The 20,609-nt window shown below is 68.8% G+C and carries 20 protein-coding genes and 2 pseudogenes; 11 read left to right on the top strand and 11 right to left on the bottom strand.

Features of this window, described 5'->3' with window-relative positions:
• Nucleotides 1-65 precede the first annotated feature (65 nt).
• The 3 genes and pseudogenes from F3T56_RS11195 to F3T56_RS11180 form a co-directional block, all read right to left on the bottom strand.
• A complete protein-coding gene (locus F3T56_RS11195; protein WP_149824693.1) occupies nucleotides 66-473 on the bottom strand; it encodes an SgcJ/EcaC family oxidoreductase in 408 nt (135 codons plus the stop codon).
• 566 nt (nucleotides 474-1,039) lie between these two features.
• Nucleotides 1,040-1,524, bottom strand: a pseudogene (locus F3T56_RS11185) (MSMEG_6728 family protein).
• A gap of 16 nt (nucleotides 1,525-1,540) precedes the next feature.
• Entirely contained in the window at nucleotides 1,541-1,993 is a 453-nt protein-coding gene (locus tag F3T56_RS11180; RefSeq protein WP_149824691.1) for a DUF4383 domain-containing protein, read from the bottom strand.
• Nucleotides 1,994-2,525: 532 nt separating this feature from the next.
• Between F3T56_RS11180 and F3T56_RS11175 the strand changes: the two genes are divergently transcribed.
• Entirely contained in the window at nucleotides 2,526-2,801 is a 276-nt protein-coding gene (locus F3T56_RS11175; protein ID WP_149824690.1) for a hypothetical protein, read from the top strand.
• 457 nt (nucleotides 2,802-3,258) lie between these two features.
• On the opposite strand, the gene F3T56_RS11170 is transcribed toward F3T56_RS11175, so the two are convergent.
• On the bottom strand, nucleotides 3,259-3,507 hold the full coding sequence (locus F3T56_RS11170) for an SCO4226 family nickel-binding protein (RefSeq protein ID WP_149824689.1): 249 nt from the start codon (nucleotides 3,505-3,507) through the stop codon (nucleotides 3,259-3,261).
• 139 nt (nucleotides 3,508-3,646) lie between these two features.
• Here F3T56_RS11170 and F3T56_RS11165 point away from each other — a divergent pair, with 139 nt between their 5' ends.
• On the top strand, nucleotides 3,647-4,093 hold the full coding sequence (locus F3T56_RS11165; RefSeq protein WP_149824688.1) for a hypothetical protein: 447 nt from the start codon (nucleotides 3,647-3,649) through the stop codon (nucleotides 4,091-4,093).
• Nucleotides 4,094-4,178: 85 nt separating this feature from the next.
• On the opposite strand, the gene F3T56_RS46105 is transcribed toward F3T56_RS11165, so the two are convergent.
• Both F3T56_RS46105 and phoU read right to left on the bottom strand, forming a co-directional pair.
• The gene (locus tag F3T56_RS46105; protein WP_172638890.1) at nucleotides 4,179-4,340 is read right to left on the bottom strand and encodes a hypothetical protein; all 162 of its coding nucleotides are present in this window, start codon (nucleotides 4,338-4,340) and stop codon (nucleotides 4,179-4,181) included.
• A 206-nt stretch (nucleotides 4,341-4,546) separates the two neighbouring features.
• The gene (gene phoU / locus F3T56_RS11160; RefSeq protein ID WP_149824687.1) at nucleotides 4,547-5,236 is read right to left on the bottom strand and encodes a phosphate signaling complex protein PhoU; all 690 of its coding nucleotides are present in this window, start codon (nucleotides 5,234-5,236) and stop codon (nucleotides 4,547-4,549) included.
• Nucleotides 5,237-5,601: 365 nt separating this feature from the next.
• Here phoU and phoR point away from each other — a divergent pair, with 365 nt between their 5' ends.
• The 3 genes and pseudogenes from phoR to F3T56_RS11145 all read left to right on the top strand — a co-directional run.
• Nucleotides 5,602-7,008 (top strand): two-component system sensor histidine kinase PhoR, encoded by a 1,407-nt coding sequence (phoR, locus tag F3T56_RS11155; protein ID WP_149824686.1) that lies wholly within the window; start codon nucleotides 5,602-5,604, stop codon nucleotides 7,006-7,008.
• A gap of 5 nt (nucleotides 7,009-7,013) precedes the next feature.
• Nucleotides 7,014-7,685 carry a two-component system response regulator PhoP gene (gene phoP / locus F3T56_RS11150; protein WP_010985401.1) on the top strand — a complete coding sequence of 224 codons (672 nt, stop codon included), beginning with the start codon at nucleotides 7,014-7,016 and terminating at the stop codon, nucleotides 7,683-7,685.
• Nucleotides 7,686-7,771: 86 nt separating this feature from the next.
• Nucleotides 7,772-7,879: pseudogene (locus F3T56_RS11145) on the top strand (winged helix-turn-helix domain-containing protein); the annotation flags it as partial.
• A gap of 147 nt (nucleotides 7,880-8,026) precedes the next feature.
• Here the strand turns inward: F3T56_RS11145 and F3T56_RS11140 are convergent.
• The gene (locus tag F3T56_RS11140) at nucleotides 8,027-8,731 is read right to left on the bottom strand and encodes a copper chaperone PCu(A)C domain-containing protein (RefSeq protein ID WP_149824685.1); all 705 of its coding nucleotides are present in this window, start codon (nucleotides 8,729-8,731) and stop codon (nucleotides 8,027-8,029) included.
• Nucleotides 8,732-9,374: 643 nt separating this feature from the next.
• Here F3T56_RS11140 and F3T56_RS11130 point away from each other — a divergent pair.
• From F3T56_RS11130 to F3T56_RS11105, 6 genes are all read left to right on the top strand, one after another.
• Nucleotides 9,375-9,857, top strand: a complete 483-nt coding sequence (locus F3T56_RS11130; RefSeq protein ID WP_003953493.1) for a CarD family transcriptional regulator — start codon at nucleotides 9,375-9,377, stop codon at nucleotides 9,855-9,857.
• Between the two features lie 335 nt (nucleotides 9,858-10,192).
• Nucleotides 10,193-10,957, top strand: coding sequence for a 2-C-methyl-D-erythritol 4-phosphate cytidylyltransferase (gene ispD / locus F3T56_RS11125; protein ID WP_149824684.1), 765 nt, complete (start codon nucleotides 10,193-10,195; stop codon nucleotides 10,955-10,957).
• Complete coding sequence (gene ispF / locus F3T56_RS11120) at nucleotides 10,947-11,495, top strand: 2-C-methyl-D-erythritol 2,4-cyclodiphosphate synthase (protein WP_149824683.1); 549 nt, start codon at nucleotides 10,947-10,949, stop codon at nucleotides 11,493-11,495. The genes ispD and ispF overlap by 11 nt, the downstream gene beginning before the upstream one ends.
• 221 nt (nucleotides 11,496-11,716) lie before the next feature.
• Nucleotides 11,717-13,120, top strand: a complete 1,404-nt coding sequence (cysS, locus tag F3T56_RS11115) for a cysteine--tRNA ligase (RefSeq protein ID WP_149824682.1) — start codon at nucleotides 11,717-11,719, stop codon at nucleotides 13,118-13,120.
• A gap of 99 nt (nucleotides 13,121-13,219) precedes the next feature.
• Nucleotides 13,220-14,161 carry a 23S rRNA (guanosine(2251)-2'-O)-methyltransferase RlmB gene (gene rlmB, locus F3T56_RS11110; RefSeq protein WP_149824681.1) on the top strand — a complete coding sequence of 314 codons (942 nt, stop codon included), beginning with the start codon at nucleotides 13,220-13,222 and terminating at the stop codon, nucleotides 14,159-14,161.
• A 107-nt stretch (nucleotides 14,162-14,268) separates the two neighbouring features.
• On the top strand, nucleotides 14,269-15,975 hold the full coding sequence (locus tag F3T56_RS11105) for a DoxX family protein (protein WP_246203559.1): 1,707 nt from the start codon (nucleotides 14,269-14,271) through the stop codon (nucleotides 15,973-15,975).
• Between the two features lie 113 nt (nucleotides 15,976-16,088).
• Here F3T56_RS11105 and F3T56_RS11100 read toward each other — a convergent pair whose 3' ends face one another.
• The 4 genes from F3T56_RS11100 to F3T56_RS11085 all read right to left on the bottom strand — a co-directional run bounded on the left by F3T56_RS11100 (nucleotide 16,089) and on the right by F3T56_RS11085 (nucleotide 20,553).
• Nucleotides 16,089-16,820 carry a nucleotidyltransferase family protein gene (locus F3T56_RS11100; protein ID WP_149824680.1) on the bottom strand — a complete coding sequence of 244 codons (732 nt, stop codon included), beginning with the start codon at nucleotides 16,818-16,820 and terminating at the stop codon, nucleotides 16,089-16,091.
• 96 nt (nucleotides 16,821-16,916) lie between these two features.
• On the bottom strand, nucleotides 16,917-17,402 hold the full coding sequence (locus F3T56_RS11095) for a hypothetical protein (protein WP_149824679.1): 486 nt from the start codon (nucleotides 17,400-17,402) through the stop codon (nucleotides 16,917-16,919).
• A gap of 251 nt (nucleotides 17,403-17,653) precedes the next feature.
• Entirely contained in the window at nucleotides 17,654-18,790 is a 1,137-nt protein-coding gene (locus tag F3T56_RS11090; RefSeq protein WP_149824678.1) for an ABC transporter ATP-binding protein, read from the bottom strand.
• A gap of 356 nt (nucleotides 18,791-19,146) precedes the next feature.
• A complete protein-coding gene (locus F3T56_RS11085) occupies nucleotides 19,147-20,553 on the bottom strand; it encodes an RNA-guided endonuclease InsQ/TnpB family protein (RefSeq protein ID WP_149824677.1) in 1,407 nt (468 codons plus the stop codon).
• Nucleotides 20,554-20,609: the final 56 nt, after the last annotated feature.

Raw genomic sequence — 20,609 nt, 5'->3', positions numbered from 1 at the left:
CCCACACCTGTCGGCGCGGGCCCGCCCGACAAGTGCGGGCGGACCCGAGCAGGACTGACTTTGGATCAGCTGGCGGACTTAACTGGGCTGTTGTGGTAGGCGGCGATCAGCCAGGCGTCGTCGCGCTTCTCCAACACCCAGGTCGCGTACACGACCCGGTCGGCGGGAACCTCGGACTCGCCGGGGAAAAGTATGCCGGCCTCGCTCACGACGATCGCGCCGTCGCGACCCAGGAACCGGATCCCCAGCTGCCGGTTGGTCGTCGTGGTGCCCTTCAGGAAGGAGGCGAACCCCGCCGCCATGCCCTGCCGAACCTCCTCGCGGGAGGAGCGGTAGGAGCCGGGCATGATCGCGGTGGCCTCCTGCGTGTAGTCGGCGACGAAGGCGTCGGCGTCGCCGGCGTCCCATGCCTTGTAGAGGCTCTCAAGGACGGCAGTGATCGCGGCCGTGTCGTTCGCGCGGTTGTCGGACATCGTTCTCTCCAGTCATTGCACTTGGTCGGGACCGAAGGGGCCCGTGAGTACATACCGGCGTCCCTTTCGGAACTCATCGCGCGAACCTCAAGATCTTCTCTTCGGAGCGCAGTCCCCTCTGCACCGTCGGCCTGCCGGCGCTTGAAAGCCGACCGGAGCCAGGGGCGTGGACGATGCGGACGGGCTGTGTTCCGGGCTACTCCTCTCTACCGTGGTGGTGGAGGAGGGTCGCGGATGGGCTCGCTGTTTGAGGAGTTGGAAGCGCGCGAGGTGGCTGCCCGGGTGCGGGTGGAGGAGTTGGAGGCCGAGCCCCGGGTGAAGGCGTGCAGGCGTGCAGGCGTGCAGGCGAGGCAGATCGACTGCGCGGACCAGCGCGAGAGTGCGTCGGCATTTCCTGAGCAAGGCGTCAGGAGTTCGGCGAAGCTCCGTGTGAGACAGGGCCGTTGATTAGACACTCCCCGCGCCGGAAGCTTACGGGGCCATGATCACTCGCGCCAAAGCAGCTCCAGGCCAAAGTCGTTCCGCCGACCTCATTGCGCACACGAAAGCAGTTGCGGCTTCCACCTTCATGCCTCGGAAAGTGGGTCGCCTGACCGGTCCGACGTCGGCCAGATGTATGGGAGATCATTCGGCGCATCGGGGAAGAGTGGTGCGTATGTGTTCGGGTCTTTGCGCACCAGCGCCGACCGGTGGCTGCGGTGGAAGGCGTCATCGCCGAGCCATGGAGGCAGTTCCCCGGCGGCCGCCAGTGGCACCTGGTGACGAACTGGTGCACCGGGACGGAATGCGAGGAGATCAGCGACGAGTGTGGCCGCACAGCTGTCCTGATGACCGTGTTCGCGCCATACCTTGCAGACTTCCAGGCCATACCGGACCAGTGCTTCCTCGTATCCAGCCCACATCCGCACTGCCGGATGGCGACGCCACCCATAACCTGGCACGACAAGGCCGCGAAGAACTGCAACGCCTCGACCCGCTGTTTGCCAAGTCGGCGACGATCCAGGGCCAGGGCCGAGGCCCTGAAATCGGGATAGGGCAAGAAAGTCTGCATGCCGTGAGGCTGGCCTTCAACGATCGTAGGTGCGGGGGGTGCGTCGGCCGAGGAGGAGAGCAAGACCGATCATGGCGATGCCCAGCACGAAGTGGAGCCAGTCGTCGGCAGTGTTGAGAGGTACGAAGTTGGCGTCACTACCGTGGCTGACGGCTAGACCGTAGATCCACAGCACCAGGTAGATGGCCCCGCCGCCTAGCAGGTAGGCATACGCACCGGAGGCGGTGCGGGCGAGCGCCAGGCCAGCAACGCCGAAAGCCAGGTGTACGAGGTTATGCAGGATCGAAATCTGAAAGATGCCGAACAGCTTGGCACCTGACTCGTGCGAGGCGAATTCCATGGCGCTGTAACTCGTCGTGACGCCGGGGATGAAGCCCAGTATGCCCACCAACAGGAATACGGATCCCACCAGCATGGCGGCCTGCTGTACGGGGGTGCGGGCGGTTAGGTGGCGTGTATGTGCGGTCATGGTTGTGGATCCTCACTGGTAATGCTGACGCTGAGTCGGCATCAGGAAGCGCTCTTGCCTGCGAGTACCACGCCCGGCGCAAATATCACACCACCTGGTCGACAACAGCATCGGCGTGCGCAGCTGGGCCCAGTCGACGCCAGGTGGAGTCCGCCTCATTCCGGCAATCTCAAGCCATCGGCTGACTGCTTGGCATGTTGAATCGACAAACAAAAAAGGAGGCGATTCCTTGGAGAGTGCGTGTTTGCTCAAGAAAAAGGGGCACTCAGGTCTAGGCAGCGCCTGCTGAGGTTCTGGCCACCGCTGAGATCAGGGGACGCCATGTGCAGAATCCCGGGCACGACCTCATGTCATCTTCCCTGTCACCGCTCGGCTCATCGAGCCATGACGCTGCCACATCAGGTGAGAGGGTGACGAGGGCAACGGGTGTCTGCGGCATTGCCGATCGGCTCGGGCTCACCCTGCGTAAGACCTGCCACCGCCAGGATCTCAGGAAACCACCCCCACTACCGGCCTATGACCGGGAGACACCATGATCGTCAAGAAAATGCACGAGATGGGCGTCCGAAGCGAGCATGCCTACATGGCCGCTTTCACGTCCATCGGCCTCACCGTTGCCGCCTGGATGACCAGCCTCAAAGCCGAACCCGGCACCGGGCTCGCCCGCGCCGACCGGTGGGGCATCTTCGTGGGCGAGTGGGCTCCCACGTTCTTCGGCCTCGGCCTTGCCCTGTCCCATTACGAACAGCACGACGGTACCCTCACGGCCAGCGTCCATGATCTCCGGCAGCGCCAGGAAGCCAGCTGAAGAAGAGGCTTCAGCCAGCCGGAAACTTCCGGTGGTGTCCGACCAATCGGGCACCACCGCCATCTATTATCAGATTCCGCGACATGCTGGGCGCGCTGAGCAGCAAACGCCCGCCGCCCCCGCAGTTGCTCAACGGTGAGGCCGGCGAGATCGACATACCAGTCGTCGTAAAGCTTCCAGCGACTCATAGCCCCAGGGTGCCGCCAACCACAATCCAGCCGCTCACCATTTACCGTCTCACGCCGCGCCTGTTGCACAACCGCACTCGGCCTTGGGTCTCGGCTCGTCAGGCGAGTTGGCCGCGGATGGCTCCGTCGGGGGCATGGTGGGTGTCGGGTTCCTGACCGCGTACGGCCGGCCCCCTGGCCGCCGCGTACGTGCGGGCCAGGGGGCCGGAGTTGGGTTGGATGCCGGTCGGGGCGCCGGTTGCGAGGCCGGTCGGGTCGGGGGCAGACGGTCAGACCGTCAGGGGTACCGGGTGGATCTCGTCCGCCTTGTGGCCGGCCCGTTCGTGGATGCGCTGGACCGCGTCGGCCGAGGGTGCCTCGGAGAGGCAGTAGACGACGCCGGCGTCCGGGTCTGCCCAGGCGCGTTCGAAGTGGACGTTCTCGTCCTTCTCTATGGCGAGGTCGGCCTTGTGGGCGGCTTGCAGCTGCTCGGCCGTGATGCCCCGCATCCCGTGGTGGACGTCCATGAACTTCGTCATGGTCTCGCACCTCCTTCTCTCCTGTCCGAGTCCCCGCCCTCTTCCCTGTCCATGCTGCGCCCGTACCGCCGTACGGGCGACCGGCGACCCCTCGGAAACGGGGTGTCCGGGCGGCGGCCGTGCGCTAGCGTCGCTGGTCATGCGCATGCAGAGGGTGGGGATCGCGGCGGCCGGGATCGTGGCCGCGGTGGGGCTCGTGATCGTGGGGGCGCCCGTGGGGTACTTCCTGGTCGGCTACGGGTGCGGTGCCGATGAGGAGCGGCTGGGGGAGGCGCTGGCCCGGGATCCCGTGCTGGACGACGGGCCCGACGGGGCCGAGGAGCGGGAGTCGTACCAGGAGTGCGACGACGACGATCTGTTCGTGGTCGCCGGGAAGGCCTACGCCTTCGAGGGCGAGTCCCGCGAGAGCGTCCTCGTGCACTACCGGGACGCCGCGCAAGCCCATGGGTGGCGCCACCGGGTGGACGACTGCTTCAGCAAGCGGATCGACGGGACCGTCGCCTATCTGAGCGTCGAAGGCCTGGCCGACGGGGCATTCGAGGTCAGCATCATCGCCGACCGGGACGACACCGGGTCCTGGTGTTGAACCACCGTGGCGCGTACGTACGACAAGAGGGCCGGTCGCTGGGACCGGCCCCCTCACCGTACGTATGAACTGAACAGCGGTCCTGTCAGCCGCACTGGCACGGATTGCCGGACTGGCACCCGCACTGGCACCCGGAGCCGCAGCCGCAGGCGCCGAACAGGGGCAGGGTCTTGATGTCGGCGGGCTGCTGGGTGTCCCGTACCTGGGTGGGGTCGGGCGTGCTGGGGCTGGCGGGGGAATCGGCCATGGTCCCTCCTCGAAGGCATCGCAGGCATCGAAGTCCGGTGCCTTTGCCCGTTGCATGCCCCATTGCACCTCTGCTCAGCCGGGCGCATCAACGGCGCATCGAGGCGTCCGCACGCCCTACTGGAACATCGCGTGCCCTACCGGAACACCGCACGCCCTACCCGGAACACCGCGCGCGGCCGCGCACAGCCACCCGCCCCGCAGGGGCTACGCCCCCTCCGCCCCCGTAACCGGCTGGATGTCCGCCTGCAGCTCGTCCGCGTGCTCGCCCGTCACCAGGTACACCACGCGCTTGGCCACGGAGACGGCGTGGTCGGCGAAGCGCTCGTAGTAGCGGCCGAGGAGGGTGACGTCCACGGCGGTCTCGATGCCGTGCTTCCAGCGGTCGTCCATGAGGTGCTGGAAGAGGGTGCGGTGGAGGAGGTCCATCGCGTCGTCGTCCTGCTCCAGCTGCAGGGCGAGGTCGACGTCCTTGGTGATGATGACCTCGGCCGCCTTGGCCATCAGACGCTGCGCGAGCTGGCCCATCTCCAGGATCGTGGCGTGCAGGTCGCGCGGGACCGCGCGGTCGGGGAAACGGAGCCGGGTGAGCTTGGCGACGTGCTGGGCGAGGTCGCCGGAGCGCTCCAGATCGGCGGACATGCGCAGGGAGGTCACGACGATACGCAGGTCCGTGGCCACGGGCTGCTGCCGGGCGAGCAGGGCTATCGCGCGGGCCTCCAGGTCGTGCTGCAGGTCGTCGACCTTCTGGTCGGCCTCGATCACGCTCTCGGCCAGCTTCAGGTCCGCGTCGAGCATCGCCGTCGTGGCGCGCCCGATCGCCGACCCCACCAGTCGGGCCATCTCGACCAGGCCATCACCGATCGAGTCAAGTTCCTCGTGGTACGCGTCCCGCATCAGGGTGTCCCTCTCTTACGTACGTCTGCTCGTGGGTTTCGTTACACCGGTACGGCAGTAGCAATTGGGTACAGCAGCAACAATCGGTACAGCACTAACAGCAGTATCGGAGGCTGTGCCGTTGCCATGCAGGAGGCCCTTTCCGGAGCCGTTCCGCCAGGCCGTACCTTGCCCCAGGGCCCGGGCGAACCCCACGCTCCCACGTTCCGGTGAACCCCACGCTCCCAGGTTCCGGCCTGTACGCGTCCGTTTCCGCCACCCCAAATGAACCAATACTGGCTCCAAGGTGAACTCTGGGCGACGAGTGTTCGAGGTCGCCCACAGACTGCTGTGGGGATGTCCGACCTCGTGCCTAACCTGGATGCATGGACGTGAACGCGGCGGTCGCCGCAGCGGCAGCGATCGCCGGAGTGCTCACCGGCGTCATCGCCATGCTGGCGTTCCGCTTCAGCGAGCGCGAGCAGAAGCGTCCCACCAGGACCTCCCTGCACACGGACCCGGTGCTCCCGCCCGGCGTCGACACCGTGCTCTCCGTGCTCCGCTCCTCCGCCGTCGTGCTCGACGAGGCCGACGCCGTCGTCAAGGCCAGCTCCGCCGCGTACGCCCTCGGGCTGGTGCGCGGGGGCAGGCTCGCCATCGAGCCGATGCTCCAGATGGCCCGCGACACCCGCCGGGACGGCGAGATACGACAGGTCGAGCTGGACCTGCCCCGGCGCGGCACCGGCCGCGGCGAGGCCCTGGCCGTCTCCGCGCGCGTCGCGCCCCTCGGCTCCCGCCTCGTCCTGCTCCTGGTGGAGGACCTCACCGAGGCCCGCCGCATAGAAGCCGTACGCCGTGACTTCGTCGCCAACGTCAGCCATGAGCTGAAGACACCCGTCGGCGCCCTCTCCCTCCTCTCGGAGGCCGTGATGGGCGCGAGCGACGACCCGGAAGCGGTGGAGCGGTTCGCCGGGCGGATGCAGGTCGAGGCCACCCGCCTCACCAACCTCGTACAGGAGCTCATCGACCTCTCCCGGGTGCAGAACGACGACCCGCTGGAGGACGCCGAGCCCGTGCGCGTCGACGAGCTGGTCGCCGAGGCCGTCGACCGCTGCCGCCACCAGGCCGGCACCAAGCAGATCACCATGGCCTCGAACGTGGGGATACCCGACGGGCCGGAGCAGAGCGGTGGCAGCGGCGGTGGCGGTGGCAGTGGGCGACGGGTCGGCGGCGGCGCCGAGCTGAGCGTCTGGGGCCACCGTGGACAGCTCGCCGCCGCGCTGGGCAACCTGGTCGAGAACGCCGTCAACTACTCCCCGGCCCGCACCCGCGTCGGCATCGCCGCACGCCGGGTGAGCGCGCCCGGCGGAGACCTCATCGAGATCGCCGTGACCGACCAGGGCATCGGCATCTCGGAGAAGGACAAGGAGCGCATCTTCGAGCGCTTCTACCGCGTGGACCCGGCCCGTTCCCGCCAGACCGGCGGTACGGGTCTCGGGCTCGCGATCGTCAAGCACGTGGCTGCCTCGCACGGCGGGGAGGTCACGGTGTGGAGCTCCGAGGGCCAGGGCTCCACGTTCACCCTCAGGTTGCCGGAGGCGGGCGCGTCCCGCGACCGCGCATCGCAGCACCCGGACCTCGACGACGAGGACGGCCAGCCCACCGAGTCATCCGACTCGACCGACGCACCAGGCTCAACCGACTCACCCGCCTCTTCAGAGCCTTCCGCGTCATCAGCGTCATCAGCGTCATCCCCGTACGAACCGCTTCCCGCCCCGGAGGTCCTTCCGTGACCCGAGTGCTCGTCGTCGAGGACGAGGAGTCCTTCTCCGACGCCCTGTCCTACATGCTCCGCAAAGAGGGCTTCGAGGTCGCCATCGCGACCACCGGGCCCGACGGACTCGACGAGTTCGAGCGCAACGGCGCCGACCTCGTCCTCCTCGACCTGATGCTGCCCGGCCTGCCGGGCACCGAGGTCTGCCGTCAGCTGCGCGGCCGTTCCAACGTCCCGGTGATCATGGTCACCGCCAAGGACAGCGAGATCGACAAGGTCGTGGGCCTGGAAATAGGAGCCGATGACTATGTCACCAAGCCCTTCTCCTCCCGCGAACTCGTCGCCCGTATCCGGGCCGTACTGCGCCGCCGCGGCGAGCCCGAGGAGGTCACCCCGGCCGCGCTGGAGGCGGGCCCCGTCCGCATGGACGTCGACCGCCACGTCGTCACCGTCTCCGGCTCCAAGGTCGACCTCCCCCTCAAGGAGTTCGACCTGCTCGAAATGCTGCTGCGCAACGCGGGCCGCGTCCTGACCCGTATGCAGCTCATCGACAGAGTCTGGGGCGCCGACTACGTGGGCGACACCAAGACCCTCGACGTCCACGTCAAGCGCCTCCGCGCCAAGATCGAACCCGACCCGGGCGCGCCCAGGTACCTGGTGACGGTGCGCGGCTTGGGCTACAAGTTCGAGCCGTAAACCGTGGGTCGATGTGGACGCCGGGCGGAGTCCGGCGCAGCGGCCCGAAGCCTGCGAAGCAGTGCGAGGGGCGCGTCAAGAAGGGGTCCCTCGACGTCCACGTCAAGCGCCTCCGCGCCAAGATCGAACCCGACCCGGGCGCCCCGCGCTACCTGGTGACGGTACGGGGGCTGGGGTACAAGTTCGAGCCGTAAGCCGACGGTCACCGCGCGCGCCGGCGGCAGGCGGTACGGTCACCGCGCCGCCGGGCCACACGGTTCCCGCGCACGCGTTCTACGCCGAAGGGCGGCACCCCGGGAGGGGTGCCGCCCTTCGGCGTAGGTGTACGTGCGGCGCCGCGCTCAGTGGCTCTCGGTGCCGGTGCCCTCGTTCGCCGGGGAGGCCGAGTTGGACGGGGAGGCCGTCGAGCCCGCGGCGGCGCCCTCCTCCTCGGCACCCTCCTCGTTCGGGGAGCCGGTGCCCGTCGGCGACGGGGAGCCGGTGGCCTCACCGGTGGGCGTGGGGCTCGCGGTCGGGGCGTCGGGGATGTCGGCCGGGCCCCACTTCTCGAAGTAGCTCTCGGCGGGGACGACGAAGGCGCGCAGGCCGACCTCGCCGGTCTCGCTGAACGTGAAGGTGACCTGCTGGGCGTTGCCGTCCTTCACCGCCTCGCCGGCCTCCGCCAGCACCGCGGTGGCGTTGCCCTCGCCGCCGAGGACCACGGAGCCGCCGGCCGGGACGACGACCTTGCCGCCCCTGCCCTCGCCCTTGACCGGCGTGATCTCGGCGGTGCCGGCGCCCTCCACGGTGATGGAGTCCAGCGTCTGGTCGGTCGTGGCGTTGTTGAACAGGGTCGCGGAGACCACGGCCGGGCGGGTCGCCTCGCGGTCGGGCTGGGTCACCACGATCGCGTTCTGGATCTTGATGTCGCCGACGGTCGTGGCCGCGTTGTCCGGCTTGATCTCCAGCGTCTGGGCGTTGTTGCCGGCGGCGCACGCGGCGAGTGAGGCGATCGAGAACGCGAGGGCGGCGGCGGCGAGGGCGCCGCGTCGAAGGCTGCTGCTCACGGCGGCGGCAACTCCTTGAACGTGGGCGGTACGGGGTCGGCGGCCCCACATCTGTAAAGCCGCCCTAAGTATCTGTCAGCGGGCTTAGGTTACCGAGCCGTTCCCCGGCCACCGCACCCGACCCTCCCCAAGCACCCTGCTGGTCCTGGCAACGGCCTCACCGGGGGTGCGCGCAATTCCCATAACCGCCGCCGATCCCTTCCTCATCGCCTCCTGGATTTCCGGTAAGGAATGTGGGCCGATACGGAAAATCGATCAGCCGCCGGAACGCTGCCGGAACCCACGCCGGAACACGATCCGGTAACGGCGGAACACAACCGGGAGATCGAACTCCTTGATCAATTCCGGATTCGTCTCGTACCCGACTCCACTCACCGAACGGAGTAGCGGAAGTCGCACACTTGGAGTCGGACATAGCGGGACGTTCGGACGGGCGAGCGGCCCTCCGGATGTGTGTAACGTGTGCGTTTCACTCCGCCCGAAGAGCCGCTCCGACCTGCGGATACCCCCTTCCGTTCGTCCCTCGCAGCACGTTCCTGTCGCTGTTGTCAAGCCCCGAGATATGCCCTGACCTGCGAAAACGCCATTCAGAACACGCCGTATCCGTGTTACCCTGGATAGCCACGGAAGGGGTACCTGTCACATGACGTTCAAGGTTGGCGACACCGTGGTCTATCCCCATCACGGGGCCGCGCTGATCGAGGCCATCGAAACTCGCCAGATCAAAGGCGTGGACAAGACCTACTTGGTGCTCAAGGTCGCGCAAGGCGACCTGACGGTGCGTGTGCCGGCGGACAATGCGGAGTTCGTAGGCGTGCGTGACGTGGTCGGTCAGGACGGCCTGGACCGGGTCTTCGAGGTGCTGCGCGCACCGTATGCCGAGGAACCCACGAACTGGTCGCGTCGGTACAAGGCAAATCTGGAGAAGCTCGCCTCCGGCGATGTCATCAAGGTCGCGGAAGTCGTGCGTGACCTGTGGCGTCGTGAGCGCGAGCGCGGTCTCTCCGCCGGCGAGAAGCGCATGCTCGCCAAGGCCCGCCAGATCCTGGTGAGCGAGCTCGCTCTCGCGGAGAACACGAACGAGGACAAGGCCGAGGCCCTGCTCGACGAGGTTCTCGCGTCCTGAACTGATCCTGAGGCAGGCAGCCAGCCCGCTCAGCCGTTCAGCACAGCAAGTGAAATGCCGCGGTGCCCGATGACGTACGTATTGTCGCCGGGCGCTGCGGCATGTTCGCGTTCACCTACGCCAGACGTTCACCTGGGCTGGACACCGAACCGGGTGCCGTACGCCCAGACACTGAACCGGGTGCCTTACGTCGAGGTGTGGTCCCCGATACTTGGCGTGCCGGGCCCGGGCAGCTGGCTCGACCAGATGTCACGGAAGGGTCCGGTCAAGGCGTCGCGCCCGGCACGCTGTGGCCATACCCACGTAGGCCGAGCACACAAACCTGACAGGAACCGATGTCTGACGATTCGCGCCCTTCGCCTTCCGGGACCGGTACGGGCACCCGTACGGCGGCCGTGATTCCGGCCGCCGGCCGGGGCATACGGCTGGGACCGGGCGCCCCCAAAGCGCTCCGCGCGCTGAACGGCACCCCCATGCTCATCCACGCGGTACGGGCCATGGCCGCGTCCCGCGCCGTCTCCCTCGTGATCGTCGTGGCGCCGCCCGACGGAGCCGCCGAGGTCAAGACCCTGCTCGACGCGCACGCGCTGCCCGAGCGGACCGACTTCCTCGTCGTACCCGGGGGTGAGTCGCGACAGGAGTCGGTGAAGCTCGGCCTCGACGCGCTGCCGCCCGGCTACGACATCGTCCTCGTCCATGACGCGGCCCGCCCCCTCGTACCCGTCGACACCGTCGACGCCGTCATCGAGGCCGTACGCGACGGGGCGCCGGCCGTGGTGCCCGCGCTGCCGCTCGCGGACACGGTCAAGGAGGTCGAGCCCCCGGACGCGCCGGGTGCGCCCGAGCCCGTCGTCGCCACGCCGGACCGGGCGCGGTTGCGGGCGGTGCAGACGCCGCAGGGGTTCGACCGGGAGACCCTCGTGCGGGCGCACGAGACGGTCAACGGGGCGGTGACCGACGACGCGAGCATGGTCGAGCGGCTTGGGCTGGGCGTCGCGGTCGTGCCGGGGCACGAGGAGGCGTTCAAGGTGACGCGGCCGTTGGATCTGGTGCTCGCGGAGGCCGTGCTGGCGCGCAGGAGGCTCAACGATGGGTTCTGAGGGGGCCGAGGGGGCGTCCGTTCCGGGTTCCGAGCCGGGTTCGCCGATTCCGGGGCCCGTGGTGTTGCCGCAGGTCGGGATCGGTACCGACATCCATGCCTTCGAGGAAGGGCGGGAGCTGTGGTGCGCCGGGCTGAAGTGGGAGGGGGAGGGGCCGGGGCTGGCCGGGCACTCCGACGCGGACGTCGTGGCGCATGCCGCCTGCAACGCGCTCTTCTCCGCGGCCGGGTTGGGGGACCTTGGGCAGCACTTCGGTACGGGGCGGCCCGAGTGGGCCGGGGCGTCTGGGATTGTGCTGTTGGGTGAGGCTGCGCGGATCGTGCGGGACGCCGGGTTCCTCATTGGGAATGTTGCCGTGCAGGTGGTGGGGCCGCGGCCGAAGATCGGGAAGCGGCGGGACGAGGCGCAGAAGGTGTTGTCCGAGGTGGTGGGGGCGCCGGTTTCCGTTTCGGGGGCGACGACGGATGGGCTGGGGTTTCCGGGGCGGGGTGAGGGGTTGATGGCGGTCGCCACCGCGTTGGTTGTGCGGGTGGGGTGATTTCGCCCCCGCCGCCCCTACCCGTCCCTCCCCCACTCTCGGCTTCGCTCGAGCGGGGGGACCCCCACCCAGGGGCTGCGCCCCTTCGCCCCCCCGCATGAGAGCTCGGTGTGTGCCGTGTGTGGGCGGCTTGCGGTTGTGTGTGGTTGCTCGCGCAGTTCCCCGCGCCCCTTTCGGGGCGCGGGGAACTGGCATTGCGCTTCGCCTACTACTCTGGAGGCGTGACTATTCGCCTGTACGACACCAGCGCCCGGCAGACTCGTGACTTCGCCCCGCTCACGCCGGGTTGTGTCTCGATCTACCTGTGTGGTGCCACCGTGCAGGCGGCGCCGCACATCGGGCACATCCGGTCGGGGCTCAACTTCGACATCATGCGTCGGTGGTTCGAGTACCGGGGCTACGACGTGACGTTCGTCCGGAATGTGACGGACATCGACGACAAGATCATCGCGAAGGCGGCCGACCAGGGGCGCCCGTGGTGGTCGATCGGGTACGAGAACGAGCGCGCGTTCAACGACGGGTACGGCGTGCTCGGTTGCCTGCCGCCGACGTACGAGCCGCGGGCGACCGGGCATGTGACCGAGATGGTCGAGATGATGCGCGGGCTGATCGAGCGCGGGCACGCGTACGAGGCCGACGGGAACGTGTACTTCGATGTGCGGTCGTTCCCCGAGTACCTGAAGCTGTCCAACCAGGAGCTCGACAATCTCCTTCAGCCCTCCGGAGAGGGCGAGACCGGCAAGCGGGATCCCCGGGACTTCGCCATGTGGAAGTCCGCCAAGCCGGGGGAGCCCACGTGGGAGACGCCCTGGGGGCGGGGGCGGCCGGGCTGGCACCTGGAGTGCTCGGCGATGGCGCACAAGTACCTGGGCTCCGCCTTCGACATCCACGGTGGCGGCCTTGACCTGATCTTCCCGCACCACGAGAACGAGATCGCGCAGGCCAAGGCGTACGGCGACGAGTTCGCCAAGTACTGGGTGCACAACGCCTGGGTGACCATGAGCGGCGAGAAGATGTCCAAGTCGCTGGGCAACAGTGTCCTGGTCTCCGAGATGGTCAAGCACTGGCGGCCCATCGTGCTCCGCTACTACCTGGGCACCCCGCATTACCGGTCGATGATCGAGTACAGCGAGGAGGCCCTGCGCGAGGCCGAGTCGGCGTTCGCCCGTATCGAGGGCTTCATACAGCGCGTGGTGGAGAAGGCCGGCGGGATCGTCGAGCCCTCCGCCGAGGTGCCGCCCGCGTTCGCCGAAGCCATGGACGACGACCTCGGCGTACCGCAGGCGCTGGCCGTCGTGCACACGACGGTCCGGCAGGGCAACAGCGCGCTGGCCGCCGACGACAAGGAAGCCGCCGTCGCACGCCTCGCCGAGGTGCGGGCCATGCTCGGAGTGCTCGGCCTCGACCCGCTGGACGCGCACTGGGCCGGCGAGGGCGGCGACCGCGGCGAAGACCTCCACGGGGTCGTCGACTCGCTCGTCGGGCTGGTCCTCCAGCAGCGCGAGGCCGCCCGCGCGCGCAAGGACTGGGCCACCGCGGACGCCATCCGCGACCAGCTCAACCAGTCCGGCCTGGTCATCGAGGACGGCCCGGACGGTCCGCGCTGGACACTCGGCCCGCGCTGAGCCTTTCTTGATCGATTGTGCCGCCCGGCCATCCGGGCGGCACACTGCATTACATACACACGCACGTACACACGCACGCTTCACACAGACGGGTAGGTCATGGCCGCTAACAACCGCCGCATGTCCGGCAAGAAGGGCGCGCAGGTCGGCAGTGGCGGCCAGCGACGCAAGGGGCTGGAGGGCAAGGGCCCGACGCCGCCCGCCGAGATGCGCAAGAAACACAAGAAGAACCGCATCGCGACCGCCAAGGCCAAGCAGGCCGCCCGCCGCCCCGTGCCACGCGGCCGGGGCGGCAAGGGCACGTCCGAGATGGTCGTGGGCCGCAACCCCGTCGTCGAGGCGCTGCGCGAGGGCGTGCCCGCTTCGACGCTCTACGTCCAGCAGTTCATCGACAACGACGAGCGCGTGCGCGAGGCGCTCCAGCTCGCGGCCGAGCGCGGCGGCATCAACCTCATGGAGGCGCCGCGCCCCGAGCTGGACCGCATGACCAACGGCCTCAACCACCAGGGGCTCGTCCTCCAGGTGCCGCCGTACGAGTACGCGCACCCCGAGGACCTCGTGGCGGCCGCGTTCGACGAGGGCGAGGACCCGCTGATCGTCGCGCTCGACGGGGTCACCGATCCGCGTAACCTGGGCGCCGTCGTGCGCTCCGTGTCCGCGTTCGGCGGCCACGGGGTCGTCGTGCCCGAGCGGCGTGCCGCCGGCATGACCGCCGGGGCGTGGAAGACCTCCGCCGGTACGGCCGCCCGTACGCCCGTCGCCCGCGCCACCAACCTCACGCGCGCGCTGGAGTCGTACAAGAAGGCCGGCGTCGTCGTGGTCGGCCTGGCTGCCGACGGCGAGGTCGAGGTGGGCGAGCTGGAGGCGCTGGAGGGTCCGGTCGTCATCGTCGTAGGCAGCGAGGGCAAGGGACTCTCGCGGCTCGTCGGCGAGACGTGCGACTTCCGCGTACGGATCCCGATGCCCGGCGGCGCGGAGTCGCTTAACGCCGGTGTCGCGGCGGGCGTCGTGCTGTACGAGGTGGCTCGGCGGCGCGGCTGACGAAGGCGCCCGGGGGCGGGTCGCGCTCGCGTTGTGGATCACCTTGACGGGGTCCGGACAGATCGGGGCGGTCAAAGCAGTGTCCTAACGACCCGTCACTCGGTTAGATGAGTGTGGACACCAGAACACCCCGCACACCCACGGGGGACCGTTCGTCGGGATTCGAATCGGGATTCGACGACGCTCCCGCGCTGAGCATGGTGAAGGTGCCGAGCGATCCGGCGCAGGTCATCGTCAACCACGCGAGCTTCCGCGTGCAGTTGGGCGCCTCCACGCGGGCGCAGTCCCCGCGCATCGCACGGCACTTGAGCGCCTCCGAGGACACCGCGCGGTTTCCCGTCGTGGGCACGGCGGGCCGGTCGTCCGGTACGCCCCCCGCCGGGCGCCGTCGCGCGCCCGTCGTCTGGAGCGGCAAGTCCGCTCCGGACGACACCGGAGCCCACCGCCTCCTCCAGGCCGTACGGAACGCGGGCGCCACCCAGGTCATCCCGCGCGTCGGAGCCGATGCCACCGAGACCGGCGGGTACGAGTACGACGTCCAAGGCGGGCGCTACGACGCCGACCTGACCGTCGAAACCGTCGAGACGCCCATCGTCGGCAGCCAGCGTTCGTACGGCGATCGCGTCGCTCCCGTCGGCGGCGACAACGGCACTCGGGTGCTGCCCGCGATGCGTGGGGCCGGCAGCGAGTACGTCGTACCCGGGTACGACGACCCGGGATACGGCGAAGCCGCCTACGATGGGGACTCCGCTGAGCCGTACGGCGACGAGGACGGCGAGAGGCAGCGGACCGGGCGGCGAGGCAATGAGCCGGTCCGGCACGCCTATTACCCCGGGCGGCGGATGAACCTGGGCGTGGTGCTGCTTCCGCTGCGCGTCTTCCTCGGGTTCATCTCCATCTACGCCGGCATGGGCAAGCTCTGCGATCCGCACTACTTCGACGGCGGCAAGCGCGGGTCCATGGTGAAGTGGCTGAACACGCTGCATCCATGGGAAGTCGCCGAACCGCTGCGGCAGTTCGCGCTGGAGCACCCCGTGGGGTCGGGGCTCGCCATCGCCTTCGCGCAGGTGGTGGTGGGTGTGCTGACCGTGCTCGGACTGTGGCAGCGGATCGCCGCCGCGTTCGGGGCGCTGCTGTCGGCCGCGCTGCTGGTCTCCGTCAGCTGGAAGACCGCTCCCGTCTACGAGACGCCGGACATCATCTACCTCGCCGCCTGGTCCCCGCTGATCATCGCGGGCGCCCCCGTGTACTCCGTCGACGGGCGGCTCGCGGGCGGTGCCTGGCGCAGGCTCGGGCCGCGGGCCGACATCTGGGACCTGCGGCGGTACGTGCTGAAGCGGGGGGTCCTGGTCACCGCGCTCGTCGTCGGGCTGACGCTGCTGGTGGGGGCCGTGCTCGGTGGCGCCGTACGGGACGCGGACCGGATCGTCGTTCCCGGGCCCGGAGAGGCGCCGCGCAACGAACTGCCGGGGTCGCCGTTGCCCGGTGAGTCGAGCAAGCGGCGCGAGGACAGTCCCTCGGCGTCCAACGCGCCCACCGCCGGGGCCACTTCGGCGCGGCCATCGCAGGAGGCCACGACTCCGGGGGCGACGCGCAGCACGGAGGGCGCCGTCAACGGGGGCCAACCGAGCGAGACGCAGGGGGCGTCGGGGCAGGTGCCGCCGCAGCAGTCGTCGCCGGTTGATCAGGCCCCCAGCACGTCCGGAGGTTCGACGGGGAGCGGCAGCAGCTCCGGGAGCCCTTCCGGTGGGGCCAGCAGTGGCAGCCCCTCCGGTGGCGGGGAGCCGGGGCTGGTGGGGGGGTTGCTCGGGTAGGTCGCGTCGGCTGTGCCGGTGTAGGTAGGGAGATGGGCCCCGCGTGTGGATGGCGCGGGGCCCATTGCTGTGCGTTGTCGAGCGTTTGGGGTGACCGGCGGTGGCAAGGCGCCCTAACGCCCCAGCGTCGCCAGTTCCTTCGCCGCCTCCGTCAGGTCCTTCGCCGTGTCGATCGCTCGCCAGTACGCGCCCTGGGGGATCGGGAAGCCTGCCAGACGGCGTTCTCGGGCCAGGCGGGGGAAGGTGGTGCGTTCGTGGTCGCCGCGTTCGGGGAGGAGGCCGGCGAACTCGGGGGAGAAGACGTAGACGCCGGCGTTGATCTCGTACGTCGTCGGCGGGGCCTCGATGAAGTCCGTCACCCGGCCGAAGCCGTCCGTCTTCACGGCGCCCCAGGGGATGCGGGGGCGGGCCAGGGCGAGGGTGGCCACGGCGTCGCGTTCGGCGTGGAAGTCCGCCATGTCGCGGAGCGAGAAGCGGGTCCAGATGTCGCCGTTGGTGGCGTACCAGGGGCGGTCCGGGTGCGGGAGATGGGCGGCGGCGTACTTGAGGCCTCCGCCGCGGCCGAGGGGTTCCGTCTCCACGACCGTGGTGACGCGGACCGGGAGGTCGGCCGAGTCCAGCCACTTCTGCAGGACGTCGGCGAGATGGCCGCAGGAGATGACGACGTCGGTGACGCCCTCCTCGGCGAGCCAGGCGAGCTGATGGCCGATGATCGGGGTGCCCGTCCCGGGGATCTCGACCATGGGCTTCGGTCGGTCGTCGGTGTACGGACGCAGCCGGGAGCCCTGGCCACCGGCCAGGACCACGGCTTGAACGGGGCGCGACGCGGCGTTCGGATCGGTCATGACCCGAACTGTACGTGCGCGCCCCGTTCGCGGGAGCACGGCCCTGGGGATCGGAATCGGGGGTGAACGGGGGTGTGTGCCCGCCCGCAGGGGCGTTCAGCGGTGCTGTGCGGCCACTCCGGTCGCGTACGAGGTGTCGCAGACGGGGCGGGCGTACGACTGGGCCCGGGAGGGGCCGTACGCGCGGACGGCGGCGCGGCCGAGCGTACGGGCGATGGACGGGCAGTGCTTCGCCAGCGACGGGTGGCCGTTCACGGCCTGCTGGAGGTGGGTGAGGGCGACGCCGGGGTTCTGCTCCTGGAGTTCCACCAGGAGCTTGTCGCGCAGCACCAGGTGCGGCGCGCGGGCCTTGGCGCGTCGGGAGGTCTCCGGGGCCGAGACGTCAGAGACGTCCGAGGCGGCGAGCACCGAGTGCGAGGTCTCGGCCCCCGACCAGTTGACCTGGGTGACCGCGAGGGTCCCGGAGAGGACCAGGACGACGGGCAGGACGAGGGCGAGGGAGCGGCCGATCCGACGGGCGGGGCCGCGGCCGCGCCGCGTCCGTGGGGTGTAGGTGTGGGTGTGCTTGTGGGTGTGCTTCACGGGAGTGAGGGTAGCGTGGGGTAGTGATATGGCGACATTAAGTCACCGATATGGGGGATGTTGAAGTTCTGTTTTCTGGGTAGCGCGTTGACGCACGCGGGTCGAAAAGGGCCGGTTTGCCGGGAAGTTGGTAGGTGCTGGCGGGCAGCGAAGAGGGCCCCGCAGGCGTCTGCGGGGCCCTCTTCGTCAACCTGGGTGATTTATCCCGGGATGATGCTTTCGTTCGTACCGGATGTCGGGGCTCAGCCGGCTCAGTCGGAGAGGCGCTCGCCCGTGGAGGTCGAGAACACGTGGGTCTCGCCCGGACGCGGCACGACGTGCAGCTGGGCGCCCTTCTCCGGGACCTGGCGGCCGTTGACACGGACCACGAGGTCCTTGGTCTCGCCGCCGACCTCGGCGGTGCCGTAGACGTAACCGTCGGCGCCGAGCTCCTCGACGACGTTGACGGAGACGGCGAGGCCGGCCGGGGCGTCCGCGCTGTCCTTGGACAGGGAGGCGGCGGCTTCACCGTTGTGCTCGACGATGTCGAAGTGCTCCGGGCGGACACCGACGGTGACCGTACGGTCGCCCTTGTCGGAGGCGGCCTTCAGGGCGTCCCGGTCGATCGGGACGACGCTGTTGCCGAACTTCACACCACCGTCGGTGATCGGGACCTCGACCAGGTTCATGGCCGGGGAGCCGATGAAGCCGGCGACGAAGAGGTTGGCCGGGCGGTCGTACATGTTCCGCGGCGAGTCGACCTGCTGGAGCAGACCGTCCTTCAGTACGGCGACCCGGTCGCCCATCGTCATGGCCTCGACCTGGTCGTGGGTGACGTAGACGGTGGTGATGCCGAGGCGGCGCTGCAGCGACGCGATCTGCGTACGGGTGGAGACACGGAGCTTGGCGTCGAGGTTCGACAGCGGCTCGTCCATGAGGAACACCTGGGGCTCACGCACGATGGCGCGACCCATGGCGACACGCTGGCGCTGACCACCGGAGAGGGCCTTCGGCTTGCGGTCCAGGTACTCGGTGAGGTCGAGGATCTTCGCGGCCTCCTCGACCTTCTGCCGGATCTCCGCCTTGTTCACGCCGGCGATCTTGAGGGCGAAGCCCATGTTGTCGGCGACGGTCATGTGCGGGTAGAGCGCGTAGTTCTGGAACACCATGGCGATGTCCCGGTCCTTCGGCGGCAGGTGCGTGACGTCACGGTCACCGATACGGATGGCGCCGCCGTTCACGTCCTCCAAGCCCGCGAGCATGCGGAGAGAGGTGGACTTTCCGCAACCGGACGGGCCGACCAGAACGAGGAACTCGCCGTCCTCGATCTCGATGTCGAGCGCGTCGACGGCGGGCTTGGTGGAACCCGGGTAGATCCGGGTCGCCTTGTCGAAAGAGACAGTGGCCATGGCTGTGAAGCCCCCTTCTACCGGCAGGAACGTGCCGGACGATCCGTTGTAGGAAGGTGGTGTAGTCCACGACAGTGAACTGGGTCAGGACGGTACCTGGCGTTCACCTCGTCTGTCAGTACCTGGACGGCTGTGAACTTCGCGGAAATTTTCGAGGGGGCAGAGCACCTCACTTTTGACCTTGCCTCGGTCAAGTCAGAGCGATCCCCTTTTGACCTTGCACCGAGGCTTCCTGCTTCATCGCTCACTGCCGACCACACACACAGCCCCTGGTAGGGCTATGCCTGACCGGTCTCACACGAGCTCCACAGGCATTCCGGCCGACGGCCCGTCGGTCCGTACCGCACCGGCTACCTCTACGCAGCCAGCAAACACTTCTCCAGCTCCGACGCCTTGATCACCGTCGGCACCTTCTTCTCCGGAGGCAGCGCCGCAGCGACCGACCAGTACAGCCGCATTCCCTCGTCCCGAAGGTTCACGGCGGCGTTCACATCCCGATCATGGACCACACCGCACTCGGCACAGGTCCACTCCCGAACCGAGACATCCATCTTCGGACCCTTCGCATGACAGGCCGAACACCGCCGAGTCGAAGGAAAGAAACGGTCGACGATCACCAGCGTCCGTCCGTACCACTCGCACTTGTAGCGCAGCTGCCGCAGCAACTCGCCCCACCCCGCGTCGACGATCGCCTCATTCAGCCGGGCCTTCCGGCGCCTGCCCTTGCCACGCGCCGGGCGCAACAGGGTCACGATGGACAGGTCCTCCACCACGAGCACTTGGTTCTCGCGCACGAGACGGGTCGTGAACTTGTCCAGCAAGTCCCTGCGTACGTCGCTGATCAGCGCGTAGAGACGAGCGATCTTCTGCCTGATCTTGTTCCGGTTCCTGGACCCCTTCACCTTCTCGTGCAGCTCACGCTGAAGCCGCGCCAGCTTCTCCGCGTACCGCTTCAACAGCCGTGGATGATCGAGCTTCGATCCGTCATCGAGAGTGACGAGCGATGCCAACCCGAGGTCGAGCCCCACAGCCTTCGGCTCACGCGAACCCGGCAGGAAGACGACAGGCAGCGGCGCTATTCGCTCCTCCACGAGCGTGGACACGAAGTACCGCCCCGCCCGGTCCCGCGTAACCGACAGCCGGACCGGGACCAGACCGGCGGGCAGTGCACGCGACCAGCGGATGTCAAGCGGCTCCGACTGCTTGGCCAGCGTGATCAGGCCTGTCCCCGGACGCTCCGGGTCCTCGACCCACTTGAAACCCGTACTCACATACGTCGCCGAATCCCGCGACCGCCCCTTCTTCTTCCGACTCGGATACTTCGCCGTGCCCTGGAAGAACCGCGAGAACGCCTGATCCAGATGCCGCAAGGACTGCTGGAGCACCGTCGACGACACCTCCTTGAGCCACGCCGTCTCCTCGACCCGCTTCCAGCCGGTCAGAGCGCGACACGTCTCCGCGAACCCCACATTCACCCGGTGCTGCTCCCAGGCGTTGGACCGCAGAGCCAGCCCCTCGTTGTAGACCCACCGGCAGGCTCCGAACGTCTGCTGCAGCTGCTCGGCCTGCTCCTCGGTCGGATAGAAGCGGAACCGGTAGAGACGGTCCTGGGTGTCCGGCTCTTTGGCGTGGCCCTTCAGTGGAGTCGCCTTGCGGGCGTGGTGCTTGCGGCGGTCGCCGATGCCGAGGGTCTCGCGCTTGATGCGCTTGGCCTCCTCGCCCTTCACCGCTTTCGGCTTCGGCTTCTTCGCTGACTCCTGCATGAACCCCTCCCCGACGATCCGATCTTCGGAACAGCACGTCAGACCGATCAACGAAC

Source organism: Streptomyces tailanensis (genome assembly GCF_008386495.1).
GTDB lineage: Bacteria > Actinomycetota > Actinomycetes > Streptomycetales > Streptomycetaceae > Streptomyces > Streptomyces tailanensis.
Note: the sequence above shows the minus strand (reverse complement) of the source record. Positions and strands in the feature narration are given on the sequence as shown.